Source organism: Methylobacterium sp. ARG-1, from assembly GCF_001262595.1.
In the GTDB taxonomy this organism is placed as follows: Bacteria; Pseudomonadota; Alphaproteobacteria; order Rhizobiales; family Beijerinckiaceae; genus Methylobacterium; species Methylobacterium brachiatum.
Genome location: NZ_LHCD01000049.1, coordinates 1 through 16718, shown reverse-complemented (window position 1 = coordinate 16718; position 16718 = coordinate 1). Strand labels below are relative to the sequence as shown.

The window sequence follows — 16718 nt, the reverse complement described above, 5'->3', positions numbered from 1 at the left end:
ATGGCCGACGCACCCCGTTTCGGCATCTGGGCCGCCGTCCACGGCTCCCGGGCCGCTCATCACGATCCCGAAGAACCGGACGACGCGAGCTGGGAGCGCAATCGCGCCCTGGTGCTGGAGGCCGAAGCCCTCGGTTTCGATTCGGTGCTGGTCGCCCAGCACACGATGAACCCCTACGATGAGGGACGCGACCAGCTCGAAGCCTGGACCGCCGCAGCGGCTCTGGCGGCCCTGACCCGGCGGATCGAGATCATCGCGGCGATCAAGCCGGGCCTGTACCACCCGGTGGTGCTCGCCAAGATGGCGCTTCAGATCGAGCATGTCAGCGGCGGCCGCTTCGCGCTGAACCTTGTGAATGCCTGGAACCGGGCCGAGTTCGAGCGGGCCGGCCTGCCGTTCCCGGCCCATGACGACCGCTACGCCTACGGGCGCGAGTGGATCGCCCTCGTGGACCGGCTGATGCGCGGCGAGCGCGTGACCTTCGCGGGCGCGCATTTCCAGGTCGCGGATTATCAGCTCCGCCCGGCCGGCACCTACCGGCCGCGGCCCCGGATCTATCTCGGTGGCGAATCCGAGCCGGCCCGGGCCCTGGCGGCCGATCACGCCGATGTCTGGTTCATCAACGGCCAGCCGCTCGCGGATGTCCGCTGGCTGATTGCCGACGTCGCAAGCCGTCCCGCCGCCAACAGGCCGCTGCGCTACGGCCTCTCGGCCTTCGTCATCGCCCGCGAGACCGATGCCGCGGCCCAGGCCGAGCACGATCGCCTCCTCGCCCTGGCGCAGCGCGACGCGGCTCTGCGCGCCGACACCCGCGCCCGGACCGACGCCGCGAGCGTGATGTTCGCCAAGACCGACGCGGCGGCGAGCCGCCATGTCGGCACCAATGGCGGCACCGCGGCCGGGCTGGTGGGCAGCTACGAGACGGTCGCGGCCCGCATCCGCGCCTTCCACGCGGCCGGCATCGACCTGTTCATGCTGCAATTCCAGCCGTTCGAGGCCGAGATGCATCGGTTCGCCGAGCAGATCCTGCCGCGCCTGCGCTGAATCAGGGCTTCCGATGAGCGCGCGCCGCGAACTCCACCTCAACGTCAACCTGCTGCATTCCGGCGTCTATCCCTCGGCCTGGCGGCTGCCGGACAGCCGCCCGGACGCGTTCGTCGACATCGACCACTACGTGCGCGTCGCCCGCATCGCGGAGCGCGGCAAGCTCGACGCGATCTTCCTGGCCGACACGCCGGCGATCAACGACCGGATCGACGACCGGCCGTTCATGGCCCTCGAGCCGACCATCGTGCTGGCGAGCGTGGCCGCCGCGACCACCCATGTCGGGCTGATCGCGACCGCGTCGACCAGCTACAACGAGCCCTACAACCTCGCCCGGCGCTTCGCGACGCTGGACCTCGTCAGCCGCGGCCGGGTCGGCTGGAACGTGGTCACCACGGCGGACGCCGCCGCGGGCCGCAATTTCGGCTTCGCCGGGGCCTCGGAGCACGGGGCGCGCTACGCCCGAGCCAGGGAATTCACCCAGGTCGTTCACGCCCTCTGGGACAGCTGGGAGGACGACGCGCTCCTTTGCGACAAGGCGAGCGGGCGCTTCGCCGACAGCGCCAAGGTCCATGCCATCGACCACCGCGGCACCCATTACAGCGTCGCCGGCCCGCTCACCGTGCCGCGCTCGCCGCAAGGGCGGCCCGTGACGGTGCAGGCCGGCGGCTCGGAGGACGGCCGCGACCTCGCCGCCGCCACCGCGGACGCAGTCTTCTCCCTGGCCCAGACCATTCCGGATGGCGCGGCCTATGCCGCGGACCTGCGCGCCCGGGCCGCGCGCTACGGCCGGGATCCCGCCGCGATCGTCGTGCTGCCGGGCCTTGCCACGGTGATCGGCGGCACGGAGGCCGAGGCGCGCCGGCGCCAGGACGAACTCTGGGAGCTCGTGCCGATCGCGTACAGCCTGGCGCGCCTGGCCGCGACGCTGCGGATCGATCCCGACCGGCTCGACCTTGACAAGCCGCTACCCGACCCGCTGCCGCTGCCCCCCGACGCCAACCACACGATGTTCCAGGGCACCGTCGCGCTGGCCCGCCGGGACAACCTGACGGTACGCCAGCTGCTGCGCGCGCTGGGCGGCGGCGTCGGCCACCGCATCATCATCGGCACGCCCGAGCAGGTCGCCGACGACATCGAGGCCTGGTTCCGCGCCGGCGCCGCCGACGGGTTCAACCTGATGCCGGACGTGCTGCCGGACGGCCTGGAGACCTTCGTCGACGCGGTCGTGCCGATCCTGCAGCGGCGCGGCCTGTTCCGGCGGGATTATGAGGGCACGACGCTGCGCGAGCATCTCGGTCTCGAACGAGTCGCCTGGACGCCGCCCGCCGCTAGGTATATGGTCCTATAATGAGGAGGCGCGGGTCGATCCTGAAGCGGTTTGAGTCGCTGGTCCAGGCATGACCGATGGTTTGGAACAGGGTCTTCCAGCGGAGCACCTTGAGGTACTTGGCGAAGTTGTGGGCCGTAACGAAGGCCAGAACGTGCGCCTTCAGACTCACCACATCTTCGCCGTGGAAGACCTTGACGGTCTCATCCTTGATCGTCCGGTTCATGCGCTCGGACTGCCCATTGGTCCACGGATGGTATGAATCGGTCAGATGGTGCTCTATGCCGTGCTCGATACAAATGCGATCGAAGATGTGCGGTCCGGGAAAATGTCGGCTTGGTCCAGTGCTGGTCTTGGGCCGGTCGGCGAATGCCATGCCGTTGTCGATCATCACCGCATGGATCTTGTAAATAAACGTGGCCACGACGTTCCTGAGGAAGGTTGATCTTTCTATCTTGCCCGCACCGTCATGGAACGCGACGCAGACAAACTTCGAAACCCGGTCGATTGCCGGAACATGAGCAGTTTGCCGTCGGCGTTCCAGATCCTACGATGTACAAGCCTCGGCGCATGGAAGCTGGAAGGCGCGCTTCTCTCCCATGCGGCTAAGGATTGCGCGGGTCGATATTTTCAGTTTCCATGGCGCGGAAATCTCGGTCGTTGTGTCCCAGCAATGACCCGATCGATTGCGCTCCGCGCTGTCATACCGGCGCCGCGTCGCGGAACCCGGGACCCAGAATTACCGACGAGTCGAGCCCTAGCGCCGGTAATGCCTTTGGATTGCTGGCTCACCTGCGGCGCCCTGGAATGATCGCGCCCTTTATCGGGCTAGGGGGATCAATTTCTGGAAATCGGCTCTTCCAACCTGTGCCGCCGACAGCCCCCGTCGGGAAAGGAAAACGCGCGGCGCTTCAAGCTCTTGCTGCCGAACGCGATGCCCAGATTTGCGCTTTGGCACACCGAAGAGGAGGCCATCGCCGCACTTCGGGATGTCGACCGTCTACAGCTTCTCCAGCGCCGGCGTCGCCGCATGGCCCCCGACTCTTATCGCTACCGCGCTCGCTCCACTTGGCCCGGGGCCACGTGTCGCACGATAGGGGGCGGCGCCGCGCGGGGCATCGGGTTACTGTTCATCCTGGGATAAATGTCCGGCCGAACGGGCCGGTGGGGGCGCTATGGCGATCCTGGACGCGGGCGCCCCGGCGAGCGGGCATGGGCGGGAGATCACCGCCCGGGGGATCGTGCTCGGCGCGCTGATCACGATCGTGTTCATGGCCGCCAACATCTATCTCGGCCTCAAGACCGGGATGACGTTCTCGTCCTCGATCCCGGCGGCTTTGATCTCGATGGGCGCCCTGCGCCTCGTCGGCGGCGCCGGCATCCTCGAGAACAACATCGTGCAGACCCAGGCCTCGGCGGCCGGCACCCTGTGCAACGTCATCCTGGTGCTTCCGGGCCTCGTCCTGATCGGCCATTGGCACGGCTTCCCGTTCTGGGAGACGAGCCTGGTCTGCCTGATCGGCGGCTGGCTCGGCGTGGCGTTCTCGATCCCCCTGCGCCGGGCGCTGGTCTCGGGCAGCGACCTGCCGTACCCCGAGGGGGTCGCCGCCGCCGAGGTGCTGCGCGCCGGCCATTCCGAGACCGGCGAGCGCGGGCTCACGACGCTGCTCGCCGCGGCGGCCGGCTCCGGCCTCGTCGCCTTCGCGACCAGCGGCCTGCGCATCCTGGCCGACGGCGTGCTCACGGCGTTCAGTTTCGGCGGCGCCGTGTTCAGCATCGGCAGCGGCTTCTCCCTAGCGCTCGTCGGGGTCGGCTACCTGGTCGGGATCGGGGCGTGCCTCGCCCTGCTCACCGGTGTGGTGATCGCCTGGGGCATCATGGTCCCGGTTCTTACCGCCCTGACGTCCCAGCCGGGCCTCACCCCCGGGGAGGCCGCGCAGGCGGTCTGGTCCGGGCAGGTCCGGCTCGTCGGCGCCGGGATCATCGCGGTCGGCGGGTTCTGGACCGTCGCGACGCTCGTCCGGCCAATCGCCCGCAGCATCCGGTCGGCGCTGGCGGACGGCGATCCGGCCCGGGCCGCCGTCCGGCAGGACCGCGACCTGCCGCTGCCCCTGATCGGCGGGGTGGCCCTCGCCCTCTGCGTGCCGCTCGGCGCGTTGTTTGCCGGCTTCGCGGCCGATCTCGGCATCGCCGGCCCGATGCTCGTCGCCGTGGTGGCGGCCGGCCTGCTGTTCTGCCTGGTCTTCGGCGCCGCTATGGCGGCGGTCTGCGGCTACCTCGCGGGCCTGCTCGGCTCCTCGACGAGCCCGATCTCCGGGATCGGCATCCTCACCGCCATGGTCGGCGCCGCCCTGCTGCCGCTGGTCCTCGGGCCGGCGGAGAGCCCTGAGGCGCGGCGCATCACCGTTGCACTGGTCCTGCTCGCCGCCTCGGTGATCATCACCGCCTGCTCCATCGCCAACGACAACCTGCAGGACCTGAAGACCGGCCAGATCGTCGACGCCACGCCTTGGCGCCAGCAGGTTGCGCTGATCGTCGGCGTCGCGGTCGGCTCGCTGGTGATCGTGCCGCTGCTGTCGCTGCTCTACGGCGCCTACGGGTTCGTCGGGTCGTTGCCCCGCCCCGGCATGGACCCGGCCCTGGCGCTCACCGTGCCCCAGGCCTCGCTGGTCACCCAGATCGCCGACGGCATCGTGGCCCGGACCCTGCCGTGGCCGATGCTGCTGATCGGCTGCGCCCTCGGCGCGGTCATGGTCGGCCTGGAGGTCGCCTTGAAGCGGCGGGCGTTCAGCTTCCCGGCGCTCACCGTCGGCATCGGCATGTACCTGCCGCTCTCCGTCGAGATGACGATCGGGCTCGGCGGCCTCCTCGGCTTCCTGTGCCTGCGCGCCCTGCGCCGCAGCGGCGCCGATCCCGAAACCCTGGAGGCTGCCCGCCGGCGGGGTGTGCTGATCGCCTCCGGTTTTCTGGTGGGCGAGAGCTTCGTCGGGATCGGCCTGACCGCGATCGACGCGGCCTCCGGCCGGTCCTCGACCCTCAGCCTGGCCGGGCAGGATTTCGCCCAGACCGCGACCTGGTTGGGCGGTGCGGTGTTTGTCGGGGGATTCTTCGCAGCGATGCGGTTCATCCGCGGTCCCTTCGCAGAACCTTCGCAGAGAAGACCCGTCGGGACCCCCAAATTCCGCGCAGAGAACCGTTGACAGCCCGCGCCCGGCCTCCCTATACCCCGGCCGCTGGTCGCTGCCTTCCGGGGCACGCGCGGCTCGTGGCGGGGTAGCTCAGCTGGTTAGAGCAGAGGAATCATAATCCTTGTGTCGGGGGTTCAAATCCCTCCCTCGCTACCATTGATTTTCGAAGCCCCGCCTCGTGTCGAGCGGGGCTTTTTCATGCCGCGATGTGAGATACGCGCAGCTTCACGCTCGCCGCAAGGATGAACGAGTGTAATTCGGCGGGCCGGACCGGCTTTGACAGGATCGGGACATCCGTCCTGCCGGGATCCTCCTGCACGCGCCCCGCAGCGTGGCCGCTGATGACGACGACCGGCACGTCCCGCCCCGAAGCGTCTTGCACCGCCGCGATGCACTCTGTCCCGGTCACGCCGTTCCCGAGTTCGAAATCGGTGCGCAGCGGCCCGAATTTTACGCAGGTGCTGTGAAGCAGGACGGAGCGAAGGGTGAACTCGAGATCCAGGAGTTCGCAGAGACGGTGTACGATGGGCAGGCCGAGTCCGACGCCCTTGATGTTTTTGCCGCCCCGCTGGCGAACCCGATAGAACTCATCGAACACCTTCGTTTGATGCTCCGGCGCGATGCCCGGGCCGCGATCATAGACCTGGACGGCGCGCCTACCGCCCTTGGGCCGACGACAGGCGATCAGGATCGGTCGTTTGGGCGCGTATTTGATCGCGTTGTTGACGATGTTCTGCAGCATCGTCGTGAACAAGGCGCGGTCGGCCTCCACGATCACGCGGCATGCGCGGCTGTGCAGTTCTGTCCCCGTACGCTGAGCGGCCTCCGAATTCCGGTGCAGCACATCCTTGATGAGGTCATCGATCGCGATGGGTTCGACCCGAGGCTGGACCTTTCCGCTGCCGTCGGCGTTCCCGCCGTGATTGCGTCGTGCGGTCGTCATGGCACGATCAGGTGGTGCAGACGACGGATCAGGCCTCAGGTCGGGGCCTGCCCCGAACTCTGCCGCAGGCCCGGTCCAGTTCAACTATCGGGCTGTCAAACGTCCTTGCCAAGGTTGCATCGAAGCCGTCCGGTGTTTGCCGGGCCGTGCCGATTGCAGCCTTCTGCTCTCGCTTCGGATCCTGAAGCGGCGCTGCAGGACAGCCACCACGGATCGCGGCCGCGACATGCATCTGGCCGCCCATCGCGAGCCAGTTCGCCCGTTCTACGAAATCTCTGATGACATGATCATCTATTCCCAAAACGAATATAGAGAAAGTACCGTCTTGAAATCCGTGATTTGCATCATCTTGTTCCATTTCCACGACAAAATATTGATAATTAAATTTATCGACGAATTTTGCGCCGATTCAACTTGAGTTGTTCCCGAAGGCGTTGCGACGGCGCCGGGGTTGCCGCGTTAACCATTGGAGGAGCCGGCAATGCCATCACCTTTATCAGTCGATCTGCGCGAACGCGTCGTGGCGGCCGTAGCTGGGGGGCTTCTTTCCATCGGGCGGCGGCCCGGTTCGGTGTGCGCGTATCGAGTGCCAGCTGCTGGTCGGCGCGGTTCGCGGAGGAAGGCCATGTCGCGCCCAAACCGACGCACAGCAGCGATCGCCTCCCAGCGATCCAGGCCCAGGCCGAGCTGATCCGGTCCACCTAAGAGGCCCGGCCCGAGATCTTTTTGCGCGCGTGGCGCGACGCCCTGGCCGCGCGGGGCGTGACGACCAGCACGAGCGGCCTGTCGCGCTTCCTCGCCCGCCACGGCATCAGTCGTAAAAGGGGGCTGTCTACGCGGCTGAGCAGGTGCGCGCGGATGTGAAAGCCGAGCGCCAAACCTGGTTCGAGGCCATGTCCGATCTCCACGCCGACACGCTGGTGTTCCTCGACGAGACCGCGGCCGCCACCCACATGGCTTGCCGCTACGGACGCGCGCGCCGCGGCGAACGCTGCCGTATGCTCGTGCCGCAGGGGCATTACAAGACCACGACCGTCACCGCGGCACTGCGCACCAAGGGCCTGTGCGCGCTCAGCCTCATGGATGGCGCCGCGAACGGCCAACGCTTCCGCCGCTACGTCGCCGACACCCTCGTCCCAGTGCTGCAGCCCGGCGACACCGTGATCCTCAACAACCTGCAGTCCCATAAAGTCGCGCGTGCGCGAGGCGATCGAGGCGGTCGGCGCGCGGGTCCTCTACCTTCCGCCCTACAGCCCCGAGTTCAACCCGATCGAGCAGAACTTTTCCAAGCTGAAGCACCTGCTCCGGACTGCGGTCGCCAGCACCATCCCCGACCTCTGGACGCCATCCGCGACGCCTTCGCCTGCTTTACCCAGGCGAAGGCAGCAACTGCCTCACAGCCGCCGGTTACGAAGACGACTTGGCACTTCCTACAGGATCGGGCACGGCTCCAGGCGAATCATCCCGAGCCGCCGGAGGTGCCGATGAAGCAGATTGAGGCCATCATTGCGTGGACGCCCACGCGATGGGCGGAGCTGAAGCCTGAGACGGCGGGGCAGGTCGTCGTGGTGCCGGTGCCGGACGAAGCCGGCACAGCCAAACGCTACATGATGCGGGCGGGTGCCAGCTCCTCCGTGCTGGCCGCTTTGTCGGAAGAGGCGCGGATCGCCAGGCTGTTCATCGATTTCCAGACGATCGTGGTCCGCGACGGCCTCGACCCCCAGGACGTCCACCGCGCCTTCCTGGCGATCGACGAGTACCGGTTCCGGATCGCGCCGGACACCGAGGGCGCCGAATTCGAGGACCCGCCCGAGGAGGATTAGAGTTTCAGGCCCGGCAGATGCCCGGTCCGGGGACCGAAGATCGAGACCAAGCGTGACCAGGCGCGGCGATCTTTCGTGGCCCTCGCGATCAACGGCCCGTCGTTCAGGGGCTGCGAAGCGGAGCCGAAGCTCTAGGAACACCGGTCGCGTGCAAGGTTTCGCTCTATCGACCGGTTTCGATTGCAGCCTCGAACGGCTGCCCCGCGTACGGGCCCGCCTTGCGCATACCGGATCGACGGCAAGTTCCCCTAGATGTTCTCGACGCTCGCGCAAGCGTGAGAATAACGAATACACTTTCCCGAGACCCGCCCTATCTTCCGGTTGTGTCCTGACACTGCCGGAGGCCGGCCATGCCTGTATCCCGTCGTGCCGTCATCGCGGCCGCCGCCCTCGTCCCCCTCGGGGGGCGCCTGTCCCGGGCCGCGGAGCCGCTGATCCGGCGGCCGATCCCGTCCAGCGGCGAGATGGTACCGGCGATGGGGATCGGGACGTCGCGGCGCTACGAGGTCGAGCCCAATGCCGAGGCGGTGGCGCCCCTGAAAGCCGCAGTGCAGAGTTTCGTCTCGCTCGGCGGCTCGGTGATCGACACCGCGCCGAGCTACGGCACGGCCGAGGACGTGCTTGGCCTGATCCTCGCCGAGCCCGGCCTGCGCCAGAAGATCTTTCTGGCCAGCAAGGTCGACACCCAGGGCCGCGACGCGACGCTCGCCGAGTTCGAGCGTTCCCTGAAGCGCATGAAGGTCGAGAGCCTCGATCTCGTGGCGGTCCACAACCTGATCGACGTGAACGAGAACCTGGCGGTCCTGCGCGACCTGAAGCGGGACAAGCGGATTCGCTATGTCGGAGTCACGGTCTGGAAGGACGGGCAGCTCGACGCCCTTGAGGGCGTGATGAAGCGCGAACCCCTCGACTTCATCCAGGTGAACTACGCCATCGACAACCGGGCCGCGTCCGAGCGCGTGTTGCCGCTCGCCGCCGAGAAGGGCGTCGCCGTGATGACCAACGTGCCATTCGGCCGCGACCGCCTGTTCAAGGCGGTGCAGGGCAAGGAGCTGCCAACGGTGGCGAAGGATCTCGGCTGCACCAGCTGGCCGCAGGTCTTCCTGAAATACGTGCTCGGCCATCCGGCCGTGACCTGCCCGATCCCTGGCATGGCCAAGGTCGCCTATGTCGAGGACAACCTCGCCGCCGCCCGGGGCCCGCTTCCCGATCCGGCCCAGCGCAAGCAGTTGGAGACGTTCATCGATGCGGTCTGATCGCACCACGCGGCGCGCTGCGCTCGCCCTCGCCGCGGGCTTCTCCTTGGCGGCCGCCCTTCCAGCGCTGGCCCAAGACAGTCCCAAAAAGATTCGGATCGGGGTGATCGGGGCCGGCAATATCGGCGGCACGATCGGCACCCTCTGGGTCAAGGACGGCCACGAGGTGATGTTCGCCTCGCGTCATCCCGAGACTCTGGCGCCGCTGATCGCCGAGCTCGGGCCGAAGGCCAAGGCCGGGACGCCCGACGAGGCGATCAAGTTCGGCGATGCGGTGTTCGTGGCGGTGCCGTACAAGGCCTATCCGGACCTCTCCAAATACCTCGCGTCTGCGCTCGCCGGCAAGGTCGTGCTCGACGCCGGCAACGCAACGCAGAAGCGTGATGGCGCGCTCTACGACGAGGTCCAGGCGAACGGCATCGGGGCGACCTCGGCCAAGTATCTTCCAGGCGCCAAGCTGGTCCGGGCGTTCAACGCGGCCAACTACAAGGTGTTCGCCAAGGCCGGCGCCGATGGCGGCAAGGACCGGCCGGGCGGCCGGATGGCGATCCCGATCGCGGGCGACGATCCGACCGCGCTCGAGGTGGCCGAGGGCCTCGTCCGCGATGCCGGATTCGACCCGGTCGTGGTCGGTTCGCTGAAGGACGCCGACAAGTTCGCCATGGGCTCCCCGGGCTTCGGCCATGAGGCGACCGCGCCGGAACTGCGCGAGAAGCTCGGGTTGGGGAAGTAAGGGGCGCGTGGCTGAGGCTTCGACTCCCCGCGGCCCGCTGGCGCGCCTGATCGACATCCGGCCCGGCGAGGGCCAGGCGCTCGCCTGGTCCTGGGCCTACATCTTCTCGATCCTGGCCGCCTATTACGTGCTGCGCCCGATCCGCGACCAGATGGGCGTGGCCGGGGGGATCGAGAACCTGCCCTGGCTGTTCACCGCCACGCTGGTCGGCATGCTCGCCCTCAACCTGCCCTTCGCATACCTGGTGAAGCGCATGCCGCGGGCGCGGTTCGTGCCGATCACCTACCGGTTCTTCGCGGCCAACATCGTCGCCTTCGCGCTGACCCTGTACCTGGCGCCTCCCGACTGGGGCATCTGGATCGGGCGGGTGTTCTTCGTCTGGCTGTCGATCTTCAACCTGTTCGTGGTCTCGATCTTCTGGGCCACCATCGTCGACGTGTTCTCGAACGAGCAGAGCAAGCGCCTGTTCGGCTTCATCGCGGCCGGCGCGACGCTCGGCGCCATCGCGGGCTCGGCCACCACGGCGATCCTCGCCAAGAACGTGCCGACCTGGGGCCTGATGCTCTGCGCGGTGGTGCTCCTCGAAGTCGCGGTGTTCTGCATGCGCGGGCTCGCCGCCCTCTCGGCGCGGCTCCACGCGGTGCCGGGCAGCGCCGATATGGCCCATGACGGCCAGGACCGGACCATCGGCGGCAGCGTGCTGGCCGGCGTCACCCGCACCCTGGCGTCGCCCTACCTGCTCAACATCTCGCTGTTCCTGCTGCTGTTCTCGGTGACTTCGACCTTCCTGTATTTCGAGCAGGCCGGCATCGCCAAGAACAGCTTCCCGGACCGGGGCGCCCAGACCGCATTCTTCGCCAGCGTCGACCTTGCTGTGAACGTGCTGACTTTGGGCGTGCAGCTGTTCCTGACCGGACGGATCGTGAAGCGCCTCGGCGTCGGGGTCACGCTGGCCTTGCTGCCGGCCTTCAGCGTGCTGGGCTTCGCGGCCTTGGCCGTCTCGCCGACCATCGGCGTGATCGTGGCGTTCCAGGTCCTGCGCCGGGCCGGGAACTTCGCCATCGCCAGGCCGATCCGGGAGGTGCTGTTCACCGTGGTCCCCCGGGAGGACCGCTACAAGGCCAAGAGCTTCATCGACACCGTGGTCTATCGGCTGGGCGATCAGGTCGGTGCGTGGTCCTTCACCGGTATCCAGGGGCTCGGCTTCGGCAGCACCGGCATCGCCGGCGTGGCGGTGCCGCTCTCCGTGGCCTGGCTGCTCAACAGCCTCTGGCTCGGCCGCGCCCAGGATCGGCGGCGGGCGGCTCTGGACGTTGATGGCACCGAGCCCGCGCCGGTGCCGGTCGCGACGCCGCGCCCCGCGATCTAGCGGGTCTCAATGCGGCCCGTTCAGGCGTCGGGGCGGGTGTCGACGGCCCGCCGGATGCGCCATACATCGCCCGGGTGTTAAGCGGCGGTTTACCATGAGGCGCGAGGTCTCCGGATCGGCTCAGCGGGGGGCAGGGACGGCATGACGTATGCGGCGCAGCCGGTTGCAGGCTCGAGATTGCGCGCCCTGGCGCTGCTGGCGCTGCTGGCGGCCGCCCCGGTCCCGGCCGTCGCGGAGGAGCCGCTGTTCATCCGCATCCGTCCGTCCCCCGAGGGCGAGCGTGCGGCACGGGAAGCCCTGTGGGCGCGCCGCCAGGCTCATGCGCGCGCGGTGATCAAATCCGTCTGCACCGGCTGCCTCGGGGCCTGGAAACCGGAGCCGTCGCCGCCGCCGGCTGCGACCCCGGGTCCCGTGCAGGCCAGGATTGCGGACCTGACGGCACCCGCAGGGCTTGAAACCGACACCGGCTCCGGGGCATCCGGGCCAGCTTCCGATCCATCGCTTCCCGAGAGCCAACCATGACGCAAGCGCACCCGACAAGCGGCGCCGAGCCCGAAGTCGATTGCCCCGTGAGCCTCGAGGTTCTGGGCGAGGTCTACCGGGCCGACGAGTTCGACCTGCCGATGATCCTGGAGCAGATCCCGCCGCTCAAGCGCGCCCAGCTAGCCGCCTACCTCTACGGCAAGAGCCACATGCACAAGCTCGGCCTCAAGGTCGCGCGCTCGTGCGACCGGGAGGACCTGATCCGGGTCGCCGGCGAGATCGGCTCGGTGATCCATGGCCAGGCCCATCTGAAGCCCGCCAAGCCGGCGCCGACCGCCGCGCCGGAGCTGCGCGCCAAGACCCTGCCGGGCCAGAAGAAGGTCAGCCTCGCGGGGGCTCCGGCGAAGCCCGCGATCAGCCTCGGCGGCTCGGCCAAGGTCCGCAACTTCGATTGACCGTACCCGCGTCTGGCGCGGGCCTTGCGCGGCGATCCCCAGCCTGAGACGGGCGCATGCGTTGCGTGCGCCCCGACCTTCGGATAATCGCCCGCGATGAACACCGACCACGACAAGATCCTGATCGTCGATTTCGGCTCTCAGGTGACCCAGCTCATCGCCCGACGGGTGCGGGAGGAGGGGGTCTATTGCGAGATCGTACCCTTCACCAAGGCCGAGGCCGCCTTCCGCGAGCAGAAGCCGAAGGGCGTGATCCTGTCCGGCGGCCCCGAATCGGTGACCGTCGAGGCGAGCCCCCGGGCACCGCAGCTTGTGTTCGAATCGGGCGTGCCGGTCTTCGGCATCTGTTACGGCCAGCAGACCATGGCGGCCCAGCTCGGCGGCGCGGTCGAGGGCGGGCACCATGCCGAGTTCGGCCGGGCCGAGGTCGAGATCCTGGCCGATTGCCCGCTGTTCAACGGCGTCTGGCACAAGGGCGAGACCTACCCGGTCTGGATGAGCCATGGCGACCGCGTCACGAAGCTACCGGACGGCTTCACCACCGTCGCGATTTCAAAGAACGCGCCCTTCGCGGCCGTGGCCGACGCAGCGCGCAACTACTACGCGGTGCAGTTCCACCCCGAGGTGGCCCACACGCCCCACGGCGCCCTTCTGATCCGCAACTTCGTGCGCGACATCGCCGGTTGCTCCGGCGACTGGACCATGGGCGCCTATCGCGAGGAGGCGATCGCCAAGATTCGCGAGCAGGTCGGCTCCGCGAAGGTGATCTGCGGCCTTTCGGGCGGCGTCGATTCGGCCGTGGCGGCGGTGCTGATCCACGAGGCGATCGGCGACCAGCTCACCTGCGTGTTCGTCGATCACGGGCTGCTGCGCCTCGGCGAGGCCGAGCAGGTCGTGGCCCTGTTCCGCGACCACTACAACATCCCGCTGGTCCATGTGGAGGCGAGCGGCATGTTCCTCTCGGCGCTGGACGGCGTCAGCGACCCGGAAGTCAAGCGCAAGACCATCGGCCGCCTGTTCATCGACGTGTTCGAGGCTGAATCCAAGAAGATCGGCGGGGCGGCCTTCCTGGCGCAGGGCACCCTCTACCCGGACGTGATCGAGAGCGTGTCGTTCACCGGCGGACCGTCCGTGACGATCAAGAGCCACCACAATGTCGGCGGCCTGCCCGAGCGCATGAACATGAAGCTCGTGGAGCCCCTGCGCGAGCTGTTCAAGGACGAGGTCCGCGTCCTGGGCCGTGAGCTCGGCCTGCCGGACGCCTTCGTCGGCCGCCACCCGTTTCCGGGCCCGGGCCTGGCGATCCGCTGCCCCGGCACGATCACGCCGGAGAAGCTCGAAGCCCTGCGCAAGGCGGATGCGATCTATCTCGACGAGATCCGCCAGGCCGGCCTGTACGACACGATTTGGCAGGCCTTCGCGGTGATCCTGCCGGTCAAGACGGTGGGCGTGATGGGCGATGGCCGCACCTACGACCACGTCTGCGCGCTCCGCGCCGTCACTTCGGTGGACGGCATGACCGCCGATTTCTACCCGTTCGACATGGCCTTCCTGGGCCGGGTGGCGACCCGGATCATCAATGAGGTGAAGGGCATCAACCGGGTGACCTACGACATCACCTCGAAGCCGCCCGGCACGATCGAGTGGGAGTGACGGGCGAGCGTTGTCACGAGCGCCCCCTCCCACTCATTGCCCGCTCAGCAGCAACTCGGCCGCGATCACCCACATGGTGAGCGCGATCACGCCTTCGAGCACGCGCCAGGCGACCGGCTTGGCGAACAGGGGCCGGAGGATGGCCGCGCCGAAGCCCAGCGAGAAGAAGAACGCGACGGAGGCCGTCATGGCACCGGCCGCGAAAGCGGGTTCCTGGCCCGGGAAGCGCGTCGAGATCGAGCCGATGAGCAAAAGGGTATCGAGATAGACGTGCGGGTTGAGCCATGTCAGCGCGAGGCACGTCGCGAGCGTCCGTCCCAGGCCCGCCGCGGATCCCGGCGCGGGTCGCAGCGCCTCGGTGGCCGCGAAGGCCGATCGGAGGCTGCGCGCCCCATTCCAGATCAGGAAGGCCGCCCCGGCATACAGCATCGCCGGCCTCAGCCAGGGGGCGAGGACGACGAGGCTTCTGAAGCTGGTCACGCCCACCAGGATTAGGAGCGCGTCGGAGGCCGCGCAGGTGGCGCAGACCAACGCGACGTGCTCGCCCCGCAGGCCCTGCCGGAGCACGAACGCGTTCTGCGCGCCGATCGCCAGGATCAGCCCGGCGCTGACGGAAAAACCGGTCAGATAGACTTCGAACACGCGCTGTGGCTCATCGAGGGTCGAAGGTTCGCGCCGTCGTCACTTCACATCGTCATGGCGAGCGCAGCGAAGCAGACTCAGGCAGCACGTGATCGCAGGACCTAGCGCCACACTGGGTTGCTTTGCTGCGCTCGCACTGACGGTGAGGATGGCAGATCTCATATAGCCAAGGCTGCAGGGGAAGCACGATCGCTTCCGGTGGGCCGGCACAGGCGATCGCTCTGCAGCCCGACGCCATGCGCGCTCTGCACACATCGCTCACGGCCCGCATAGAACCGCCTCCAGGGCTGCCATGGCCGGCCGGTAGGCGGCGAGGTGCAGGCCGTCCCGGAGCGCGCCCAGCTTAGCGTACCCGGTGTCACCGTCGCGCAGCAACGCGAATGGGTCGGCGAAGGCGCAGCCGAGGCGGGTGCACAGGGTGTGCAGGCGTTGCGAGTAATCCGGCACGGCAGCGGCATCGAGGAAGCGAGCGCTTTCGCGGCCGATGGGGGGGAGGGCGGTGACGACGACCCTAGGGCTCAAGGCCTGCAGGCGCTTCACGATCGCTTCCGCACTCACCTCGAAGCGTGCGGCCGCCTCGGCCGAGCGCGGGTTGTTCTTGAGCAGGATGTCGTTGGTCCCGATCGTCAGCGCGGCGACTTTCGGATCGTGGCGGAAGGCTAGGCCGGCGAGGTGATCCTGATAGGCCGCGGCGGTCGCGCCGCTGAAGCCGCCATTGACGAAGTCCAGGCCGCAGGGCCGCTGGCCACCGGGCTGCAGTTCCACTTGGGAGTCGCCGGCCCAGAACATGTAATCCGCCGGCGCCTCATCCAGGCTGACTTGGACGGCGATGCCGCGCATCACCGCGTAGGCGCGAGCATCCGCGGCGGGCTTGTGCAGGTGCCATCCGACAAGCCCGCCGAGCGCCAGCAGAACCAGGCCCGCGAGGGTCGCGAAAAGAATCCGCCTCACGGTTCGGCGCCGGCGCGGTCGACCTGCGCCTCGGGCCGGGAATCCGTCGTTGCGTAATACGGCTTGATGTCGAGGAGCGGCGTTCCGTCCAGGCAGTCGAGCCCGCGCACGCGCAGGGTGTCGCCCGCCCGCGCGATCAGCTCGACCACCGACAGGGCGATCGGGTTGGGTCGGGCCGGGGAGCGCAGCGAGAAGGTCCCGCGCGGTCCGTCGGCGTGGCGCGGCTGCTGCACGACTAGGCCGCGAGTCGCCCGATCCATCCAGTAGAGCAGGATCAGATGGGTGCAGCCCGTGATAGAGCGCAGGCCGGGCGCGTAGGCCGCATCCACCTCGACGGTGCAGACCGCGTCGCTCTGCAGGCCGTTCTTCGGGCAGTCCTGCCGCGCCAGCCAGGGGGTGCGCAGCCGGCCGATGAAGTACAAGCCGGCATCGAAGCGCGCGGGCAGCGCCGCCATCTCCTCGCCGGGACGGATTCCGAACTCGTCCGTGCCCATACATCCTCGCTCCAAGAACGCCGGGTTCTCGGACAAGCGCCGTCCAGCCGCAAGCCCGGGTCGCGCGGCCGGGCGGGGCGGTGTAGATCCGGGCCGGGGACGGGAGGGTTCATGATCGAGCGGGAATTGCGTCCGATGCAGGCCGTCGCCGATGCCGGCAGCGCGGTCGACCGTCTGGCCGAGCTCTACGACGGTGCCGCCGAGGCCCTCCGGCAGGCGCTGGAGCGCTACCTCGCGGGCGGTCCGCCGCCGGACGCCACCGAGCGGCTCGCCTTCCGCTATCCCGAATTGCGGATCAGCTACCGCCCCGCCGGCCCGCTGCCGCGGGTGCGGCGGGCGACTGCCAAGCTCCAG

Annotated in this window: 14 protein-coding genes, 1 tRNA gene and 3 pseudogenes; 13 read left to right on the top strand and 5 right to left on the bottom strand. The window is 68.5% G+C overall.

The genetic code is table 11. From position 1 onward, the window contains the following. Both AKJ13_RS27865 and AKJ13_RS27860 read left to right on the top strand, forming a co-directional pair. Nucleotides 1–1044, top strand: coding sequence for an LLM class flavin-dependent oxidoreductase (locus AKJ13_RS27865; RefSeq protein WP_050736242.1), 1044 nt, complete (start codon nt 1–3; stop codon nt 1042–1044). Between the two features lie 13 nt (nt 1045–1057). After that, complete coding sequence (locus AKJ13_RS27860; RefSeq protein ID WP_050736241.1) at nt 1058–2395, top strand: LLM class flavin-dependent oxidoreductase; 1338 nt, start codon at nt 1058–1060, stop codon at nt 2393–2395. On the opposite strand, the pseudogene AKJ13_RS27855 reads toward AKJ13_RS27860, so the two are convergent. Then, nucleotides 2376–2920, bottom strand: a pseudogene (locus tag AKJ13_RS27855) (integrase core domain-containing protein); the annotation flags it as partial. The gene AKJ13_RS27860 and the pseudogene AKJ13_RS27855 overlap by 20 nt on opposite strands. A 629-nt stretch (nt 2921–3549) precedes the next feature. On the opposite strand from AKJ13_RS27855, the gene AKJ13_RS27850 reads away from it, so the two are divergent. Continuing rightward, entirely contained in the window at nt 3550–5574 is a 2025-nt protein-coding gene (locus AKJ13_RS27850) for an oligopeptide transporter, OPT family (RefSeq protein ID WP_050736240.1), read from the top strand. A 67-nt stretch (nt 5575–5641) separates the two neighbouring features. Further along, nucleotides 5642–5718 (top strand) — tRNA-Met (locus tag AKJ13_RS27845). Nucleotides 5719–5758: 40 nt separating this feature from the next. On the opposite strand, the gene AKJ13_RS27840 is transcribed toward AKJ13_RS27845, so the two are convergent. Further along, nucleotides 5759–6505: a HAMP domain-containing sensor histidine kinase gene (locus AKJ13_RS27840; RefSeq protein ID WP_050736239.1), complete on the bottom strand. Its 747-nt coding sequence runs from the start codon at nt 6503–6505 to the stop codon at nt 5759–5761. 481 nt (nt 6506–6986) lie between these two features. On the opposite strand from AKJ13_RS27840, the pseudogene AKJ13_RS31015 reads away from it, so the two are divergent. The 8 genes and pseudogenes from AKJ13_RS31015 to guaA form a co-directional block, all read left to right on the top strand. Then, nucleotides 6987–7940, top strand: a pseudogene (locus AKJ13_RS31015) (IS630 family transposase); the annotation flags it as partial. Nucleotides 7941–7989: 49 nt separating this feature from the next. Further along, on the top strand, nt 7990–8328 hold the full coding sequence (locus tag AKJ13_RS27825) for a hypothetical protein (RefSeq protein WP_050736236.1): 339 nt from the start codon (nt 7990–7992) through the stop codon (nt 8326–8328). A 350-nt stretch (nt 8329–8678) separates the two neighbouring features. Continuing rightward, nucleotides 8679–9584, top strand: coding sequence for an aldo/keto reductase (locus AKJ13_RS27820; RefSeq protein WP_050736235.1), 906 nt, complete (start codon nt 8679–8681; stop codon nt 9582–9584). After that, entirely contained in the window at nt 9574–10317 is a 744-nt protein-coding gene (locus tag AKJ13_RS27815; protein ID WP_050736234.1) for an NADPH-dependent F420 reductase, read from the top strand. Before AKJ13_RS27820 ends, AKJ13_RS27815 begins: the two co-directional genes overlap by 11 nt. A 7-nt stretch (nt 10318–10324) precedes the next feature. Further along, nucleotides 10325–11686, top strand: coding sequence for an MFS transporter (locus AKJ13_RS27810; RefSeq protein ID WP_050736233.1), 1362 nt, complete (start codon nt 10325–10327; stop codon nt 11684–11686). A gap of 177 nt (nt 11687–11863) precedes the next feature. Beyond that, complete coding sequence (locus AKJ13_RS27805; protein WP_244471771.1) at nt 11864–12208, top strand: hypothetical protein; 345 nt, start codon at nt 11864–11866, stop codon at nt 12206–12208. After that, nucleotides 12205–12624: a hypothetical protein gene (locus tag AKJ13_RS27800; RefSeq protein WP_050736231.1), complete on the top strand. Its 420-nt coding sequence runs from the start codon at nt 12205–12207 to the stop codon at nt 12622–12624. Before AKJ13_RS27805 ends, AKJ13_RS27800 begins: the two co-directional genes overlap by 4 nt. Before the next feature lie 96 nt (nt 12625–12720). Then, nucleotides 12721–14277, top strand: coding sequence for a glutamine-hydrolyzing GMP synthase (gene guaA, locus AKJ13_RS27795; RefSeq protein ID WP_050736230.1), 1557 nt, complete (start codon nt 12721–12723; stop codon nt 14275–14277). Between the two features lie 33 nt (nt 14278–14310). On the opposite strand, the gene AKJ13_RS27790 is transcribed toward guaA, so the two are convergent. The 3 genes from AKJ13_RS27790 to tsaA form a co-directional block, all read right to left on the bottom strand. After that, entirely contained in the window at nt 14311–14919 is a 609-nt protein-coding gene (locus AKJ13_RS27790; protein WP_050736229.1) for a LysE/ArgO family amino acid transporter, read from the bottom strand. A 258-nt stretch (nt 14920–15177) separates the two neighbouring features. Beyond that, entirely contained in the window at nt 15178–15870 is a 693-nt protein-coding gene (locus AKJ13_RS27785) for an SGNH/GDSL hydrolase family protein (protein WP_050736228.1), read from the bottom strand. After that, nucleotides 15867–16364 carry a tRNA (N6-threonylcarbamoyladenosine(37)-N6)-methyltransferase TrmO gene (gene tsaA / locus AKJ13_RS27780; protein WP_050736227.1) on the bottom strand — a complete coding sequence of 166 codons (498 nt, stop codon included), beginning with the start codon at nt 16362–16364 and terminating at the stop codon, nt 15867–15869. Before tsaA ends, AKJ13_RS27785 begins: the two co-directional genes overlap by 4 nt. Before the next feature lie 111 nt (nt 16365–16475). Here tsaA and AKJ13_RS27775 point away from each other — a divergent pair. Continuing rightward, nucleotides 16476–16718, top strand: a pseudogene (locus AKJ13_RS27775) (AMP nucleosidase); the annotation flags it as partial.